General features: G+C 59.0%; 22 protein-coding genes. All 22 read left to right on the forward strand.

The window, feature by feature from the left end; all coding sequences use genetic code 11:
• Nucleotides 1-247 precede the first annotated feature (247 nt).
• The 22 genes from ACYZTX_RS08200 to ACYZTX_RS08305 all read left to right on the forward strand — a co-directional run bounded on the left by ACYZTX_RS08200 (nt 248) and on the right by ACYZTX_RS08305 (nt 16,912).
• Nucleotides 248-736, forward strand: coding sequence for a phage regulatory CII family protein (locus ACYZTX_RS08200; protein WP_462033646.1), 489 nt, complete (start codon nt 248-250; stop codon nt 734-736).
• The gene (locus ACYZTX_RS08205; protein ID WP_008036046.1) at nt 729-932 is read left to right on the forward strand and encodes a TraR/DksA C4-type zinc finger protein; all 204 of its coding nucleotides are present in this window, start codon (nt 729-731) and stop codon (nt 930-932) included. Before ACYZTX_RS08200 ends, ACYZTX_RS08205 begins: the two co-directional genes overlap by 8 nt.
• A complete protein-coding gene (locus ACYZTX_RS08210; RefSeq protein WP_462033647.1) occupies nt 929-3,628 on the forward strand; it encodes a bifunctional DNA primase/polymerase in 2,700 nt (899 codons plus the stop codon). Before ACYZTX_RS08205 ends, ACYZTX_RS08210 begins: the two co-directional genes overlap by 4 nt.
• Before the next feature lie 328 nt (nt 3,629-3,956).
• Nucleotides 3,957-4,445, forward strand: coding sequence for a hypothetical protein (locus tag ACYZTX_RS08215; protein WP_462033648.1), 489 nt, complete (start codon nt 3,957-3,959; stop codon nt 4,443-4,445).
• A 258-nt stretch (nt 4,446-4,703) separates the two neighbouring features.
• A complete protein-coding gene (locus ACYZTX_RS08220; protein WP_462033649.1) occupies nt 4,704-5,048 on the forward strand; it encodes a phage holin family protein in 345 nt (114 codons plus the stop codon).
• The gene (locus ACYZTX_RS08225; protein ID WP_462033650.1) at nt 5,029-5,397 is read left to right on the forward strand and encodes an HNH endonuclease; all 369 of its coding nucleotides are present in this window, start codon (nt 5,029-5,031) and stop codon (nt 5,395-5,397) included. The genes ACYZTX_RS08220 and ACYZTX_RS08225 overlap by 20 nt, the downstream gene beginning before the upstream one ends.
• 152 nt (nt 5,398-5,549) lie before the next feature.
• Entirely contained in the window at nt 5,550-6,083 is a 534-nt protein-coding gene (locus ACYZTX_RS08230; RefSeq protein ID WP_462033651.1) for a phage terminase small subunit P27 family, read from the forward strand.
• Nucleotides 6,046-7,869, forward strand: a complete 1,824-nt coding sequence (locus ACYZTX_RS08235; protein ID WP_462033652.1) for a terminase large subunit — start codon at nt 6,046-6,048, stop codon at nt 7,867-7,869. Before ACYZTX_RS08230 ends, ACYZTX_RS08235 begins: the two co-directional genes overlap by 38 nt.
• Entirely contained in the window at nt 7,866-8,045 is a 180-nt protein-coding gene (locus tag ACYZTX_RS08240) for a hypothetical protein (protein WP_462033653.1), read from the forward strand. The genes ACYZTX_RS08235 and ACYZTX_RS08240 overlap by 4 nt, the downstream gene beginning before the upstream one ends.
• Before the next feature lie 2 nt (nt 8,046-8,047).
• On the forward strand, nt 8,048-9,319 hold the full coding sequence (locus ACYZTX_RS08245) for a phage portal protein (protein WP_462033654.1): 1,272 nt from the start codon (nt 8,048-8,050) through the stop codon (nt 9,317-9,319).
• A complete protein-coding gene (locus tag ACYZTX_RS08250; RefSeq protein WP_462033655.1) occupies nt 9,316-10,260 on the forward strand; it encodes a S49 family peptidase in 945 nt (314 codons plus the stop codon). The genes ACYZTX_RS08245 and ACYZTX_RS08250 overlap by 4 nt, the downstream gene beginning before the upstream one ends.
• 62 nt (nt 10,261-10,322) lie before the next feature.
• A complete protein-coding gene (locus ACYZTX_RS08255) occupies nt 10,323-11,633 on the forward strand; it encodes a phage major capsid protein (RefSeq protein WP_462033656.1) in 1,311 nt (436 codons plus the stop codon).
• A 50-nt stretch (nt 11,634-11,683) separates the two neighbouring features.
• The gene (locus tag ACYZTX_RS08260) at nt 11,684-11,977 is read left to right on the forward strand and encodes a hypothetical protein (protein ID WP_462033657.1); all 294 of its coding nucleotides are present in this window, start codon (nt 11,684-11,686) and stop codon (nt 11,975-11,977) included.
• Nucleotides 11,978-11,980: 3 nt separating this feature from the next.
• Nucleotides 11,981-12,532, forward strand: a complete 552-nt coding sequence (locus ACYZTX_RS08265; RefSeq protein ID WP_462033658.1) for a hypothetical protein — start codon at nt 11,981-11,983, stop codon at nt 12,530-12,532.
• Between the two features lie 2 nt (nt 12,533-12,534).
• Nucleotides 12,535-12,897, forward strand: a complete 363-nt coding sequence (locus ACYZTX_RS08270; protein ID WP_462033659.1) for a phage head closure protein — start codon at nt 12,535-12,537, stop codon at nt 12,895-12,897.
• Nucleotides 12,890-13,411 (forward strand): hypothetical protein, encoded by a 522-nt coding sequence (locus ACYZTX_RS08275; RefSeq protein WP_462033660.1) that lies wholly within the window; start codon nt 12,890-12,892, stop codon nt 13,409-13,411. Before ACYZTX_RS08270 ends, ACYZTX_RS08275 begins: the two co-directional genes overlap by 8 nt.
• Before the next feature lie 53 nt (nt 13,412-13,464).
• The gene (locus ACYZTX_RS08280) at nt 13,465-13,860 is read left to right on the forward strand and encodes a hypothetical protein (protein WP_462033661.1); all 396 of its coding nucleotides are present in this window, start codon (nt 13,465-13,467) and stop codon (nt 13,858-13,860) included.
• Between the two features lie 61 nt (nt 13,861-13,921).
• Nucleotides 13,922-14,512 (forward strand): phage tail terminator protein, encoded by a 591-nt coding sequence (locus ACYZTX_RS08285; RefSeq protein WP_462033662.1) that lies wholly within the window; start codon nt 13,922-13,924, stop codon nt 14,510-14,512.
• Nucleotides 14,509-14,715 (forward strand): DUF2635 domain-containing protein, encoded by a 207-nt coding sequence (locus ACYZTX_RS08290; protein ID WP_462033663.1) that lies wholly within the window; start codon nt 14,509-14,511, stop codon nt 14,713-14,715. The genes ACYZTX_RS08285 and ACYZTX_RS08290 overlap by 4 nt, the downstream gene beginning before the upstream one ends.
• Nucleotides 14,715-16,211 (forward strand): phage tail sheath subtilisin-like domain-containing protein, encoded by a 1,497-nt coding sequence (locus ACYZTX_RS08295; protein ID WP_462033664.1) that lies wholly within the window; start codon nt 14,715-14,717, stop codon nt 16,209-16,211. Before ACYZTX_RS08290 ends, ACYZTX_RS08295 begins: the two co-directional genes overlap by 1 nt.
• A gap of 60 nt (nt 16,212-16,271) precedes the next feature.
• Nucleotides 16,272-16,619, forward strand: coding sequence for a phage tail tube protein (locus tag ACYZTX_RS08300; protein ID WP_462033665.1), 348 nt, complete (start codon nt 16,272-16,274; stop codon nt 16,617-16,619).
• Nucleotides 16,616-16,912 carry a phage tail assembly protein gene (locus ACYZTX_RS08305; protein ID WP_154912983.1) on the forward strand — a complete coding sequence of 99 codons (297 nt, stop codon included), beginning with the start codon at nt 16,616-16,618 and terminating at the stop codon, nt 16,910-16,912. The genes ACYZTX_RS08300 and ACYZTX_RS08305 overlap by 4 nt, the downstream gene beginning before the upstream one ends.
• Nucleotides 16,913-16,985 lie beyond the last annotated feature (73 nt).

Below are 16,985 nucleotides of genomic sequence, written 5' to 3' on the forward strand. Positions count from 1 at the left end.
GCCAGATGAAGCACCGGCCTGAAACCTCTCACCAAAGAAACTACAGGCCGGAAGTAACGAGCTACACAAGGTACATGCAAGTCGCTACATAGCGCGTCGGCCCAGGACCTCTCACCATAAGATCCCCTGGGCCGACTGGAACGATGAACCGTGCTGCACAGCACGATTCGCACAGCACATCGGTCGTGGTCGTAGAATAGAGCGTGTTTGGCTCTACGGCCACACCGTAAACAGGGGATTTACGGTTATGAGTCGCACAGATCTTTTGCCGGGTGCAGGCCCGGTCCTTTCGCTGCGCAAAGCCCTTTACCGGGCAGGCCATGATTATCGGGGCGGTGTGACTGCTCTGGCATTGGACATGGTCATCGATTACGACACCCTCCAGAAGAAACTAAAGCACGACGAAGAGCGCCGGTGGCTTGATCCTGATGAGCTGGAAGAGGTGATACGCCTGACGGCAAATCCCTTGTTGCTGGATGCCCTGATGCGGCCCGCTGGCATGGTCTGGTACAAGCCGGAAGCGGCGGCACCGACCAAGGAAGCTCTGCTTGCGGTCAGCAAGGTGCTGCACCAGACCGGCGTGTTTGTTTCCAGCATGCACGAGGGTGCCGCCGACAACGTCTGGGAGCCGCACGAAGTTGAATGCCTGGAGAAGCACGGCGCCGACGTAATCCGCGCGGTGTTGGGCATCATGGCCGGGGCCAGGGAAGCGATGGAGGCCCGCCAAGATGACTGACGTTATCGATATCGCCAACGACCAGGCCGAGTACTTCCTACAGGTGGCGTTGGATCGCCGTCCGCGCCCGACGTGCGCCGTCAGCGCGCAAATCTGTGAGGATTGCGACGAACCTATCCCGTTGCTTCGCCAACAGACGATCCAGGGTTGTGCGACCTGCGTCAGTTGCCAGGGGTTGCGGGAGCGGCGCAGATGAGTGATCACGAAAATCGATTGCCTACTGCTGATTGGGCTCAGTTCTACATCGACACATTTGGTTTGGCGCTCGTCCCGATAGAGCCGGGTGAGAAAGGGCCGAAGGGTAAGGGTTGGAACCAACCTGGCGGTTACTTCACGGAGTCGGGGAAGGCTGCCGCATTCTGGGAGAAGAAGCCTCAGCACAACCTTGGCGTCGTCTTGGGACCTAGCCGCATCTGCTCGCTGGATGTCGATGACGTTCAGTGGACTCGGCGAGTGCTGTATGACCTGCTGGAAATTGACCTTGATGCAATGGCCTTGGTGTTTCCGACAGTAGTCGGTAACCCGGCACGATTCCGCATCATGTTCCGCGTCCCTGACGGCGTTGAGTTGAGCCGTCATTCGCTTGCGTGGCCGAATGAAAAAGACCCTGATGGTTCGATCCACAAGGCTCTAACCGCTAAGGCCAAAGCTGCCAAGGACGCTGGTGATGCAGTAGGTGAGGCCGAGGCGCGTGCCGAGGCCGAGGAGTATCAGCGCATCACCGTGTTCGAATTGCGTGGTGGGTTGGTGCAAGACGTGTTGCCGCCATCTATTCACCCAGGCACTGGTAAGCCCTACACCTGGCGCACGCCGCCGAGCTCTGTTGATGGCTTGCCGGTGCTTGCGCCTGAGTTGCTTAAGATCTGGAACCACTGGGACATCTTCAAGCGCGATGCCGAGGCCGCGTGTCCGTGGGCACCGAAACCGAAGACACCTCCGGCGAAAGTCATCAAGCGTCCACCGCCTGCCGCAGGCAAGCCATCGGTTATTGATGAATTCAATCGCAGCCACGACGTTGAAGAGCTGTTACGCGCACACGACTACATCAAGCGCGGCAGTAAATGGCTGTATCCGCACAGTAGCACCGGGATGCCGGGTGTAACGGTCAGCGACGACGGCAAGGTTTACTCGCACCACGGCGCTGATCCGCTCGCGAATGGGCATCAGAACGATGCGTTCGAGGTGTTCTGTCTGTTGCAGCATGGTGGTGATCAGTCGCGAGCGGTAAAGGACGCGGCGCGGATGCTTGGTATGCAGCATTCTTCGCGCCCGGATCCGCGTGATCTTCCCCCGTCCCCATCTTGTGACCCGAGCGAGCCGGGCTCTATGCCCGACGAAGCCAGCGAGGCCGCTCCGGCACCTGATGGGGGTGCGGGGGATGCGTTAACGTTTGAACACATCCTTCGGCGATTTGCACTGGTGGAGGGCACCACGCATGTGTGGGACTTTGACCAGTCGCGGGTGATGAAGAAGTCGGCATTTGAAGCGCGTGTCGGTAAGCCCCTGGCAAAGCAGTGGTTGGAAGACACCGAGCGCCGCAAGCTGATTTCCGATGACCATGTGCGCGACATCGAGCAGTCGCGGCGGATGGCGGGCAAAAAGGGTGGTGCGTTCGGGATGCCACCGATCGAGCGTTACGTCTACATCGATGGCACGAAAGACGTTTGGGATCGCGAGAAGAAGCGCCGCGTTGCCGAGGGTGCCGTGAAAATGGCCTTGGGTGACGCATACGCGCTGTGGTTGAACAGTAGCGAGCGGCGGGTGGTTGATGTTGACCATATCGTCTTTGACCCGACTATGACCAAAGACCCGAGCGTTTACATCAACACGTTTGATGGCCTGCCGCTGGAACCGGTGAGGGATGATGACGCCTGCGCTAACCTGCGGTGGCTGATTTCGTTCCTATGCAACCATGATGAAAATGCGGCGATCTGGTTGACTCGCTGGTTGGCCTATCCGTTACAGCACCTGGGCGCCAAGATGGATACCGCGGTGCTGATGCACTCCAGCATGGAGGGATCGGGCAAGAGTCTGTTTTTCGCCGATACCTTGGGCAAGCTTTATGGTCAGTACGCCGCGACAGTCGGCCAGACCCAGCTGGAAAGCAATTTCAACGCCTGGCAAAGCCGCAAATTGTGGGCAGTTTTCGAAGAGGTTGTGAGTCGAGATCAGCGCTACAACCAGGTGGGCAAGATCAAACACCTTGTCACGGGCAAAACGGTGCGGATGGAATCCAAGTTCATCAATGGTTGGGAGGAATCCAACCATATGAACGCGGTTTTCCTGAGTAACGAGATCATGCCGTGGCCGATCAGTGACAGCGATCGCCGAATGCTGGTGGTCTGGCCGCTGGAGACGTTGCCGGTTGATCGCCAGAAAGCCATCGGTCGGGAGTTGGAGCAGGGTGGAGTCGCGGCCCTGTATGGCTGGCTGCTATCGGTTGATTTGGGTGACTTCAATCAGCGGACACGTCCGCCATCAACTGACGCCCGTGAGCGACTGGTGGCCTTGAGTCGGGCCGGTTGGCAGACGTTCCTGCACTTGTGGAAATACAGCGAACTGGGTCAGGGACTCTGGGGGCCGTGTCTTTCCACTGATCTTTACTCGCTATTCCTGGAGTGGTGTCAGCGCAACAAGGAACACATGATGAGTCAGACGAAGTTCTCGCTGTTCATCAATTCCGAAGTGGAAAAGACGCGTTCGATACCGTGGACAGACGGCAGTAATCGCAAGTTTGGTGCGTTCTTCTTTCCGGTTGATCAGGATGCTTCCCCGCCCCCATCACTGAAATCGGCCGAGCTGGGCATGATGGTCGTCGCCTGGCGGGCGAAAGCGAAGCTGGCAGGTTGGAATGTGGACAACTGGGACCACATCAAGGCGGCTGCCGCATGACTACGCCTAAAAGTGTGTTGGGTGTGTCGGGTGTGTGTCGGGTTGGTTTTAGCTACCCAACACAATTTCAAGCCTTTATTTACGCGGGTTTCCGGCTGTTGTGTTGGGTGTGTTGGGTTTGGCATCGCGTGCGCGCATGCGTGACGTTATTTGCATTGAAGGCGATGGGTAGATTTTTTTCTTATGCGAGAACAGAAAAACCCAACAAACCCAACACACTCAACTCAAAGTTATTAAGGATATTGATTTTAAAGGGATTTATTTGTGTTGGGTTTGTGTTGGGTTGCTGGTTTTCTGTGTCGGGTTCGGTTTTTCGGGGGGAAGGACGATGATCGATGAAATTGAAGAGCTGATGCTGCATTGGGCGCGCCAGCACTGCCAGGTCGGCGACGGCGCTGGGTTGGGCAGCCCGATGGCAACAATCATGCAGTGGGGCGGCAGCGCGCCCCGTGGTACGCCTGGGTCGCGTGATCTGTTAATGGCGGCGGGTGGTGGTATGGATCATGTTGCGACGGAAGTCGCTGCGGCCCTCGCACAACTTGAGCGGCAATCAGAGAAAGGGGCTCAGCTCGCAACCTTGGCTCGCAATCGCTACTTGCCACAGCCTGCGTACTCTGTGCGGTCTCAGCTGCAATTGCTCGGACTTCGTGAGGACGCTGACCGGACGTACCGGAATTGGGTTCATCGTCTGCATCAGCAGGTGCAATTGATCCTTACTGTTCGCAGTGCCACGACCCGGGGACTTGATCGACGCAGTGGTGCGCTCGAAACCAACCTGACCCGAGCATCAACGAGCAGGCGCGCTCGGGCATGCTAGCTACCGTTCGTCGGGGTACTTTGTCGTATTGTGGTCGTATTGTGGTCGTTTGCATGTCGTTTGTTGACCTACCGAAAATGGCCCCTTTTCGGTTCTTCCGGAGAGGGGTAAAAAGTCCCCACGATATGGAATTTGCGCCTTGGCGCTGACCTCGCATGTGCTGTGCAGCTTCACCCGGCCCTCCCTGAGCCGGTCACCCAAACCCCGCTTCGGCGGGGTTTTCTTTTACGGCTCCGGCACCACCACTTAGGACAGAACATGACAAATGAACAGCAGGCGCTGGCGGAAATGCCGATCTGGTTGGTGATCCTCTTGGCCTTAGTCGGCGGTGTTTCGGGTGAGATGTGGCGGGCAGATAAAGACGGCGCGCGCGGTTGGGCTTTGTTGCGGCGATTGGCTCTCCGGTCTGGTGCCTGCATCGTCTGCGGTGTGTCAGCAATGATGCTGATGATCGGCGCCGGTATGTCGGTCTGGACGGCGGGCGCGATCGGATGCCTCACTGCGATGGCCGGCGCAGATGTGGCGATTGGGTTGTATGAGCGTTGGGTCGCGAAGCGGCTCGGTGTCACTGAGGTTCCTGCCGATGTCCATTCCGAACGATGATCGACGAGGCAGCAGCACTGAGCGTGGTTATGGGTACAAGTGGCAGAAGTCCCGTGATGGGCATCTGCGTGAACATCCCTACTGCACCATGTGTTCGACCGATCAGCGTCCAGTGGCTGCGGTGATTGTTGACCACAAGATCGCACCCAAGCTGAAGGACGCTAAGGACAGTGGTGATCCGGTTCGTCTCAAGGCGGCATGGAAGCTGTTCTGGAACCCGAAGAACTGGGCGAGCCTGTGCAAGTTCTGCCACGACTCGACCAAGCAACGGATGGAGAAGAGCGGTCGGCTCCCTGGCTGTCACTCAGACGGTAGACCAGTCGATCCGGGGCATCACTGGAACCGGTGATCGCCCATCCCCGACGCACCCAAAAAAGCATCACCCCGAGGGTAGGGGGGGTGAAAAACTTCCGCGGGAATTTGTTCTAGACCGCTCGCCCCCCGTCGTGTGCAAAGTCGGGATAAATGAGGGAGGGGGGGTATCAACTGACAGGGGTATTTATGGCCGGAAACGGAAACTCAGGTCGCCCTGGAACACCGGCGGCGCTGAAGTTGTTGCAAGGAAACCGGGGGCGCGAAAATGTCAGCGATCTGTTGGCGCAAGTCGCGGCCCCGCCGGTGCCAGTCGGCGCGCCGCCGATGCCAGACGTGCTTTCGGCTGATGCTGTCGCCGAGTGGGAGGAGCTGGTGCCAGCGCTGATCTCTCTGGGCATCGTATCTAAATTGGATTCGATGGCGCTGGCCACCTACTGCCAGGCGACTGCCGATTGGCGGCGGTACCAGCGGTTGATCACGAAGCGCAACGATGCTTCCGTCGATGACCTGGGCGGCGACATCCAGACCTTCAAAACCGGTGCGCAGCAAATGCACGTCCTTCGCCAGCTTGCGAATGACGCAGAAAAGCGTGCCAACGCCGCCGGCGCCCAGTTCGGCCTGTCGCCCATGTCCCGGCGCAATCTGAAAACGTCGCCGGCGCCGCAAGGTGAGCTATTCGCCAATGAGCAACGAGACGCCGCAGACAAGTACTTCAACTGATGATCGCGTAAGCGCGTTTGCCCTGACAGTGTTGGCTGGCGAAATAGTCGCCGGGCCTAATGTCCGCAACGCCTGCAAGAGGCACCTACAGGACCTGAAACATGGCCCGGCCCGCGGCTTAATCTGGGACTTGGCCAAGGCCAACCGAGCCATCGGTTTTTTCGAAGAGGTGCTTTGCCTCAACGGCGGCGACTACGAAGGCATGCCCTTTCTGCTGGCCCCGTGGCAAGCATTCGTCATCGGCAGTTTGTTTGGTTGGATGACGGTTGACGGGTTCCGACGCTTTCGGTTGGGCTACATCGAGACGGGGAAAGGGTCGGGTAAAAGCCCGTTGGTGGCTGGCATCGGCCTGTATGGTCTGGTGTCTGATGGCGAGCAGCGCGCCGAGATCTACGCCGCTGCCACCAAGCGAGATCAGGCGATGATCCTGTTCCGTGACGCCGTGTCGATGGTCGACATGTCCACGAAGCTCAAATCGCGCTTGGTGCAGTCGGGGCGCGACGAAAAAGTGTGGAACCTGTTTTACCCCAACACCAATTCGTTCTTCCGGCCGATCAGTGCCGACGAAGGCAAGTCAGGCCCACGGCCACATATCGGATTGCTTGATGAGGTGCACGAACACAAAACCGCCGCCACCGTGAACATGATGCGTGCCGGTACCAAGAATCGCCGCAAGGCCATGGTGGTGATGATCACCAACAGCGGCTCTGACAAGAAAACGGTGTGCGGTCAGTATCACGACCTGGGCGTGCGGATCTGCGCCGGCATCGAAGACGACGACAGCTTCTTTGCCTTCATCTGTTCGCTCGACGAAGGCGACGATCCGTTCAAGGACGAAAGCTGCTGGGCGAAGGTCAACCCCTCGCTCGATCACATTGCCGAAGGGCAGACCGATGGCATCCCAGGTCGCAAGTACTTGCGCGAGCAGGTGAAGGCCGCTCGGGGGTTGCCGGCTCAAGAGTCGGTGGTGCGGCGCCTGAACTTCTGCGAGTGGACCCAGGCTGACGCCCCATGGATTTCGTGGGCGGTTTGGAAGCAGGCAGAAGAGCGGGTGCCGATGCGGATGTTGCGCAACCGTCGCTGTGTCGGCGGGCTGGACCTGGCGAGCACCACGGACTTGACCGCGTTCGTTCTGTTGTTCTGGCCAGCACCACACGATCCGCACTGGCGGGTGTTGCCGTACTTCTGGATACCGGACGACGATCTGCAAGGCCGTGAGGATCGCGACAAGGTGCCGTATGCGATGTGGGTCAAGGCCGGGCACCTTGAAACAACACCTGGTCGGGCGATCAGCAAGCTGCATGTGTTGCGGCGCCTGGTCACGATCACTGCCTACTTCGGCGTGGAGCGCATCGCGTACGACCGTTGGCGCATCGAAGACCTGCTGCAGCTGATGTCCGAATACGACATCACGCTGCCGGAGATGGTGGGTTTTGGTCAGGGCTTCAAGGACATGGGCCCCGCCGTTGATGAGTTTGAGCGGCGGCTGCTTGGCTTGGCTCCCGAGTCTGAGGGCGACGACGCTATCGACCTGGATCCCAGTGAGTGGGAGCTGGTTGAAAGCGAGACAGTCGAAACCTTGCGGCATGACGGCAACCCGGTAATGACCTGGAACGCCGGCAACGCGGTGATCGTTTCTGACCCAGCCAACAACCGAAAAGCCGACAAGGCAAAAGCAACCGGCCGTATCGACGGCATTGTTGCGGCCATCATGGCCACCGGCATCAGCGGTAAAGCCGCCGGCGCCGGTGGCACATCTATCTACGACGAAGGGGTCGGTATATGAATTTGGTCATCCTGTCCTGGCTGGCCGGCCTGCTGGGCTTCGGCTTGCTGGTCGCCGGTGTGGCTATGGTCCACGTGCCCGCCGCATGTGTCGTTGCGGGTGTTGGGTTAATGGCCTGGTCCCGGCTGGCGGATCGCGCAGCTGCTGCAATGAAACCTAAGCCTAAAGGAGGTTGAGCATGTTCTTTTCAAGCGTGCTCGGCGAAGGGCGCGGGAACCTCACAGAAACAGGAAGCGGCTTCTGGCGCGGCCTGATCGGCAGCGGGCGTAACAGCTCCGGGGTAAAGGTCACGCCGGAGTCAGCCCTGGGCCTGCCGATCCTGCAAAACTGCGTCACGCTGCTGGCCGAGACTATGGGCCAACTGCCCTGCGAGATGTACAAACGCATGGACAAAGGCCAGCGCGAAGCGGCTATCAACCATCCGGCATATGACGTGCTTCGGTACCAACCGAACGGTTTTCAGACTCCGTATGAATTCATGGAGTGCATGCAGGGCGCCGCCGGCTTGCGGGGCAACGGTTACAGCTTCATCGACCGACGAGACGACGGCAACGTTGTGGCGCTCTGGCCGCTGTGCAACGACAAGGTGCAGGTGCTCAAGGGCGGCGACATGCTGCCGTACTACCGGATCGGAGGTGGTGAAGCTCTGCCGATGCGAATGGTCCATCACGTGCGGTGGTTCAGCACGAACCACTACGTGGGGCTGTCGCCAATTGAGGTGCACGCCGAATCCCTCGGGCTTGCCCAAGCCGTCAGGCAATACACGGGCAAGAGCTTCGCCAACGGCGTGACCGTCTCAGGCGTAATCGAGCGGCCGCGTGAAGCTCCCGCAATCAAGGATCAGGGCAGCATCGACAAAATCGTTGACCAGTGGGGCCAAAAGTTCGGCGGCATGGACAACGCCAAGAAGGTGGCCTTGCTACAAGAGGGTATGACCTTCAAGCCCGTCTCCATGAACAACGTCGATGCCGAGGTGCTGGGGATCCTCAAAACCACCGGTACCGATATCGCCCGCATCTACAAGATTCCGTTGCCCATGGTCAACGACCTGGAGAAGTCCAACTACAACACCCTTGAGCAACTGATGATTCAGTTCGTGGTGTTCGCGTTGCTGCCCTGGGTCAAGCGTCACGAACAATCGATGATGCGCGACTTCCTGTTGCCCGCCGACCGGCGCAACTACTTCATCGAGTTCAACCTCTCCGGTTTGTTGCGTGGCGATCAAAAGAGCCGCTACGAAGCCTATGCCATCGGACGGCAGTGGGGTTGGCTCAGCGTCAACGACATTCGGCGCCTGGAAAACATGCCGCCGGTACCTGGTGGCGAAATCTACCTGCAGCCACTGAACATGGTGGATGCAGGTAAGTCCGGAGCCGACCTGACCAATCCCGCAGTGCGCGCTCAACTTGAAATGCAGCACGCGGAAATCGAGAGGATTCTGGCGCAATGAAAAATTACTTGAGAGCCTCCAGCCTGCTGTTCAACCAGCCGCTATTGGTGATGCCTGATATGTTGGACCTGGGCGTTCGCTGGGCCAACCAGGTGATGAGCTTGAACATCGTCAACATCGGTGCCCAGGGCGCTGCGGGCCTGTGGTCGGATGATGGTATGGACCGCATCGCCCAGCGGGAAGACGAGCGCCGCACTTCTATCGCCCGCACCGGTATTGAGGTGATTCCGGTCAGCGGTGTGTTGGTGAGTCGCGGAAGCCATATCGGCATGTGCGAAACGATGACTAGCTATGAACAGCTGCGCGGGCAGATCCGAAACGCAGTTGCTGACCCCATGGTCGAGCGGATCGTGCTGGACATCGACAGCCCTGGCGGTTCCGCCGTGGGGGCTTTTGAGCTGGCGGCCGATATCCACGCGATGGCCCAGCAGAAGCCCATCACCGGAATCGTCAATTTCATGGCCTACAGTGGCGGCTACCTGCTCGGCTCGGCCTGTAGTGAGCTAGTGGTGAGCCAGACCAGTGGCGTCGGCTCCATCGGCGTCATCGCCAGTCACATGGACCGGTCCAAGATGGAGGAGGGCATGGGCGTCAAGGTGACCACGGTGTTTGCCGGTGCCCACAAAAACGACCTCAGCCCTCACGAACCCTTGAGCGATCAGTCGCTTAAGTACCTCAACGATGTGGTGCAAGAGAGCTATCAGCTCTTCGTCAACGCGGTTGCCGAGTACCGGGGGCTGTCTGTACAGCAGGTCATGGCGACGGAGGCGGGGTTGTATCGCGGACAGGCGGGTATCAGTGCCGGCTTGGCTGACCGTATGCAGAGCCCGCAACAGGCTGTTGATGACCTTTCCCACTCAGTTGCGTTGAGCCGGGCGAATCGCCAGGGCGGCCGCATCGCGGTCCGTGCCGCTGCACTGAATCTTCAAACACTGAGCTGACCGCGTTCGCGGCACTCGTCGAAGCCCGCCATGTGCGGGTTTTTTTATGCCCAGGAGGCACCATGTCCCTTGTACTTCAAATGCGTAGCGAACGCGCCCAGCTGGTGACCCAGGTCCAGGCGCTTGCCCAGATCGAGGCTGGCGGCGCTAGCCTCACCGTCGAGCAGCTCGCGCAGTTTGCGCAGCTGGAAACTCAGATCAACGAAATGACCGCAAAGATCACTCGCGCCGAGAGCGCCGAGCGAATCGCGGCAGCAGCTGCGGTACCTGTCGAGGAAAGCGCGCAGGGTAACAAAGGCTCCCCCACCCATATCAGTACTCATAGCGAACCAACTAAGCCGGGTGTCGCGATGGCGCAAATGGTGCGTTTGATGGTCCAGGCCGGCGGCAATCAGCAGGTCGCTGCTGAAATGGCTAAGACGGGCGGTTACGGCGTCGATGTGCACATGGCACTTTCTACTGTTACCCCAGGTTCCGGCGGTGTGCTGGTACCAGAGAATTTCAGTACCAGTGTCATTGAATCGCTGCGGCCAAAGTCCGTGGTGCGCAAGATGGGCGCAATCAGCCTGCCGTTGAACAACGGCAACCTGACCATGCCCCGCGTGCTGGGCAATACTCAGGTGACTTACCTGGGTACCGAGGAAGACATTGCGATCACCGATATGCAATTCGGTGACCTCAAGCTTTCCGCCAAGAAGGCCGCTGCGATCGTGCCAATCTCCAATGACCTGTTGGCGTATGCAGGCGTCAACCCGCGCATCGACTCCCAGGTCAGCAGTGACCTGGCGGTCAGCATGGGCTTGTCGGAAGACCTTCACTTCATCCGCGGTGCTGGTACTGGATCGCTCCCGAAAGGCCTGCGCTACTGGGCCCTGCCTGGCAACGTGATGGGTGCGCCTGCTGGTGCAACGCTCGCCATTGTTGACCTATACCTGGGCGGTATGATGCTGCGCCTGGAAGGTGCCAACGTGGACCTAGCCGGTTGCGGTTGGATCATGGCGCCGCGCACCATCCGCTGGCTGCAATCGTTGCGCGACGGCAACGGGAACAAGGCCTATCCGGAAATCGACGGTGGCATGTTGAAGGGCTATCCGGTGGCACTGACCACTCAAGTACCGGTTAACCTGGGCGTCGGCGGTAACGAGTCCGAAATTTACTTCGTGAACTTCGCTGATTGCTACATCGGTGAAGACACCACGTTGGCGATTGCGATCAGTACTGAAGCCTCCTACAAGGATGGCGCCGGTAACACGGTGAGCGCGTTCCAGCGCGACCAGACGCTGATCCGTGTGATCAGCAAACACGACTTCGGCCCGCGTCACGTCGAGTCTATTTCCGTGGGCACCGCCATCACCTGGGGCGCCGGAATGTAATCCCCAGACCCCGCTCACCCGCGGGGTCAATCATTCAAGCGAGTAGCAAAATGAGCGATAAGAAAATCGTCACCTTCAAGAAGGAATGGCGCGGCTACGCCGTTGGGGAGATTGCTGGCTTCGATGTTGCGGCCGCAGACGCGCTGATCGAGTCCGGTCGAGCGAAACCGTATGTCGACAAGGCTGTGCCTGAAAAAGCCGGTAAAGCCGGCGCCGCAAAAAAAACGACCGCGGTGAAGCCTCCCGTGGCTGATGGCGACCTGCCCCCAGAACAGCCAGAACAACCAGAGCAACAAGAGCAACCGGAAGATCTGGAGCCTCCAGAACTCGATGAGAAGCCATAGGTCATGGCTCGCCGTATCGAGTACTTCGGTGATCCGGTCCTGACCCTGGCGCAGGTCGCGTTCCAGTGTCGGGTTGAACCGGAGGACATGGAGCCGGAGTTGATCGACCAGATCATCATTCCCGGCGTCACCACTCAGTGCGAGTCGAAGACCGGTGCGTCGATTCGTGGTGCTGTTTACGAAGAAGAGTGGCCAGCCGAACGCCAGTCTGGGCATGCGTTGGACGTTGGCCAGGCTAGTGAGGTCGTCTCGGTGATGGCGTTGCAAACGGATAGCACATGGGCTGCACATGCTGGGCCGTTCGAATTGCGTCAGGATCAACGGGAATCCTTCCTGTTCTTTCCAGCAGCTCGGCCAGCTGGCCGGCTACGGATTCGGTACAAAGCCGGGCTCGACCTTGATCTGCACCCGGGCGTCCGCAACTGGCTACTGATGGCGGCAGCGACCATCTACCGTCATCCGGAGATGTTCCTGGTGGGTCAGACTTTGGCCGAATTGCCGTCAGCGTTTCTTGATCACCTGGTGGCTGATATCACCGTACCGCCGAGGTTCTGATTATGGCCATGCGCGAGCCCAGTGCTGGAGAGTTGGACCGGCGTATCACCTTGAGGTTGAGGATCGACATCCCAGCGCCGGATCAGGGGCTCGACTCGTTGTTCACCGATCAGAAAAGACGGTGGGCAAAGATCGAACCTGTCGGTACCGCTGTTTACGCGAACGGTGTCCAGACCGATGTGAAGATCACTCATCGGGTGACCTTCTACTACCTGAAGGGAATGAGTGAGTCTCATGAAGTTGTTCACGGTGACACGATCTATCGGGTGCGTAGGGTCGCCGACATGAACGGGAAGCGTCGGTTCACCCTGCTTGAGGTGGAGGAGCTGGGCCCGCAACAGGTTGGGGGTGGGATCTATGTCTAACTCGGCTTCGATTGATGGATACCTGCACGTCGAGGGCTTCGACAAGTTTGAGCGTGAAGCCTTTGACAAACGGAAGATCCGCGCTGGCATGCGCAAGGTCGGTCTGCTGATTACTCAAAAAGCGCAAATGAATCTCGCGTTGGGCAGTGGCCAGGATGGCTACCCGGTCAATCGCTCCGGCGCCACGGTGGAGTCAATTCACTTCAGGGTGTCCCGCTCTGGATTTCTCGTTCGAATTGCCCCTTCCAAAACTACGGCGATGGAAGAGTTTTACCCGGCCTACTTGCACTATGGGGTGAAGCGAGGAAAGAAACTCGGAAAGCTGGCTCCTGGGATGGGCAAAGGTAAATCGAACCGTCGAGCCAAAGGCGCTCGCGCCGCGGCGCTGGCCGAGCGGGCTTCAGGTGAATGGCGAATCAAACCGCGTGACAACTACATGGCTGATGCGCTGCAGGATTCATCTTCGCAGGTCGAGTCAATTTTGAAAGCCGCGTTCGCGGCCGCGTTGACGTGACTCTCGAAACCGCTTTGGGATAGGCTTGCTGTTCTGTTTACAGGGAGTTGTCCATGAAAGCGTTGATCTTGCTTGTTCCTTTCGCCGCGTTGGCGCTGGTAATGAATGCCAATGCAGCGGAAGCTGCCGCTGAGGCACCAAGCGCTGCGATTGACCGTATTACGCTCATTTACATGAACCATAAGGTTTTCCCGAAAGGTGCCGTCGAATGTGATTCAAAAGTGATTGGTGCTCGTTCCATGGTTGGATGCTGGAACGTGACTCTTAATGGCAAGAGCGCACCGCAGATCTGGCTGTATGAGGCGGATAAATTTAAACCGGTGAATGGAAGTGCTCGCCAACTGGCCGAGACTAAGTTTTCCACGGAGTCTGATATTGCAGTTATGAAGCTGCCACTGCCAGCCGACATCAATGTTGGCTCAGTAGTGGAGAGCTTCAACAAGGGCTGAGAATAGCTACTTCAAAAAAACCTCGCTGATGCGGGGTTTTTTTATACCTGGGATTTGACCAATGAAATTGAACCCGATTGTTGCCCACCTGCGAGCAACATGCCCTGCCTTTGCCCAGCGCGTCACCGGTGGCATCGATTGGGATGCCGTTGTGGAAAGCGCAAATCTTGCTCTGCCAGCGGCATACGTTATTGCTTCGGCGGATGCGGGCGGCCCGAACAAAGCGCAAAACGCGGTCATTCAAGACATCACCGATCAGTTCGCTGTGGTGATCGTTCTCGATGCTGGTGATGAGCGAGGGCAGGAAGCCAACGATTTGTTGCACGACCTGCGTGCGGAACTCTGGCGATCTCTTATCGGTTGGTGCCCAGCCCCCGAGTATGAGCCTATCGAATACGGCAAGGGTGCGTTGCTCCACACTAGTAGGGCGCGCGTGGTGTACCAGTTTCTGTTCACTGCCGAGTTCCAGCTTGGGCGTAGCAGGCAAGGCGATCCTGCTGAAACTTGGCACGAACTCGAACTCGACGGTTTGGCGCCTTTCACCGGCGTGACCTTCAACATGGACTGCATTGACCCGGCAGATCCGAACCTGCAAAGCCCTGGCCCAGATGGGCGCATTGAAGCGACATTCTCAGGAGACGTAACACCATGACCAAACGCATCACTGTGGTGCCGGCCTCTGGCCGCTCTGTGCCCGATCCGGAGGCTGGCGACCTGTTGCCCGCTGATGGTCGGGAAGTCCCCGATAACGCCTGGTGGCGCCGCCGCCAGTTAGACGGTGACGTAACCCTCAAGGCTGATAAAGCCCAATCCACCAAGGGCGTCACCACGCCGAAACCCGAGGAAGCGCAATAATGGCCATCGGATTCAGCAACATCCCCGCCGATATCCGTGTGCCGCTGTTCTATGCGGAGATGGATAATTCGGCGGCCAACAGTGCATCGTCGGCCATGCGACGGCTGATCGTCGCCCAAGTCAACGGCGACGCCACCAGCGAAAGCATTGGCCAACTGGTGCTGGTGTCGAGTTTGGGGCTGGCCAAGGACATTGGCGGCCAAGGCTCGATGCTAGCTGCGATGTACGAAACCTGGCGCAAGACTGATCCGATCGGCGAGATCTGGTGCCTGCCGCTACAGAACGATACCGGTACCGCTGCAACAGCGACGGTCACTATCACCGGTGCCGCGACAGAGCCGGGGTTATTGAACCTGTACGTCGGCGGTGTTCGTGTGCAGTCGGTCGTCGTGTCGGCGGCTACTCCGACCATCGCAGCGTCGGCGTTGGCCGTGAAGATCAACGCTACGCCAGACCTGCCAGTCACCGCCTTGGCTGTCGCGGGAGTCGTCACGCTCACTTGTAAGTGGAAGGGTGAGAGCGGCAACGACATTGGTCTGGTTCTGAATCGCCTGGGCAAGTCCAATGGCGAGGCGACCCCTGCGGGCCTGACTGTTGTTGCGACCCAGATGGCGGGGGGCGTTGGTGCGCCTGACCAGATCGATGCAGTAGCGGCGCTGGGCGATGAGCCTTTCGAATTCATCTGCGTGCCCTGGTCGGATACGACCACGCTGAACGCGTGGAAAGATGCGATGGACGACAACACCGGTCGCTGGAGCTGGGCGAAACAACTGTTCGGCCACGTATACACGGCGAAACGCGGCACCTTGGGTACGCTGGTGGCGGCCGGTCAGGCCCGCAATGATCAGCACATGACAATCCAGGCATTGGAACCGAGCGTGCCCCAGCCGGTCTGGGTGCAGGCAGCGGCACTGGCGGCGCGCACTTCGGTGTTTATCTCGGCAGATGCCAGCCGGCCAACCCAAAGCGGATCTCTGCCCGGGCTGGATCCGGCACCGGCCAGCGAGCGGTTCACGCTCACGGAGCGCCAGTCGCTGTTGACCTACGGTCTGGCCACGGCCTACTACGAAGGTGGCTATGTGCGCATCCAGCGCTCGATCACCACCTACCAGAAGAACGCGTATGGCCAGGCGGACAACTCGTACCTGGACAGCGAGACCATGCACCAGTCGGCGTTCATCATCCGGCGTATGCAGAGCGTGATTACCAGCAAGTACGGTCGCCACAAGCTGGCCAGCGACGGTACGCGCTTCGGTGCCGGCCAGCCGATCGTCACGCCGAGCACCATTCGTGGCGAGCTGATCGCGCAATACGCCAAGCTCGAGCAAGAAGGTCATGTGGAAAACGCTGACCTGTTCGCCGAGCACCTGGTGGTGGAGCGCGACAGCAATGACCCGAGCCGGGTGAACGTGTTGTTCCCGCCGGACTACATCAACGGCCTGCGCATTTTTGCGCTGCTCAACCAGTTCCGCCTCCAGTACGACGCCGCCGCGTAACGCTGATCGCGATCACCAAGCCCGCCCCGAGCGGGCTTTTTCATTCTGGAGATACAACCCATGGGCAAAAAAGTAGCGGGCACGGCCTACATCAAGGTGGACGGGATGCAGCTGACCGTCACCGGTGGCGCCGAGGCGCCGTTGATGGATAAAAAACGGGAGACGGTTTATCCGGGCTACTACAAGGAGGAGGAGCTGGCGCCCTATCTGAAAATGACCGCCATCCATGACCCGGCGCTATCGATCAAGACGCTGACCGAAGGCACCGACATGACGGTCACCTGTGAATTCAACAACGGCAAGGTCTACGTGCTCTCGGGGGCGTACCTGGTCGATGAGCCGACATCGAAAGGCGATGACGGCACCATTGAACTGCAATTCGACGGCATCAAAGGGGTGTGGCAATGACGGGCGCAGTAAAACTTCAGGTGGCCATCGAGGCCCACGGCGAGCCACTGACTGAGCTGACGTTGCGTCGGCCGACCGTACAGGAAGTGCGCGCCATCAAGGCGCTGCCGTATCGGATCGACAAAAACGAAGAGGTCGGGCTCGACATGGATGTGGCGGCGAAATACATCGCGGTCTGTGCAGGTATCCCGCCGTCGTCGGTCAACCAACTGGACCTGGCTGACCTCAACGCGCTGAGTTGGGCGGTCGCCGGTTTTTTCATGAGTGCGGCGTCGGCTCCATCAACGACCTGATTTCAGTCGCCTACGACCTGGCCTGGTTCTGGAAGGTTGACCCCGAACAGATGATGGCCAGGCCATTGGACTT

Source organism: Pseudomonas sp. MDT1-17 (assembly GCF_054898105.1).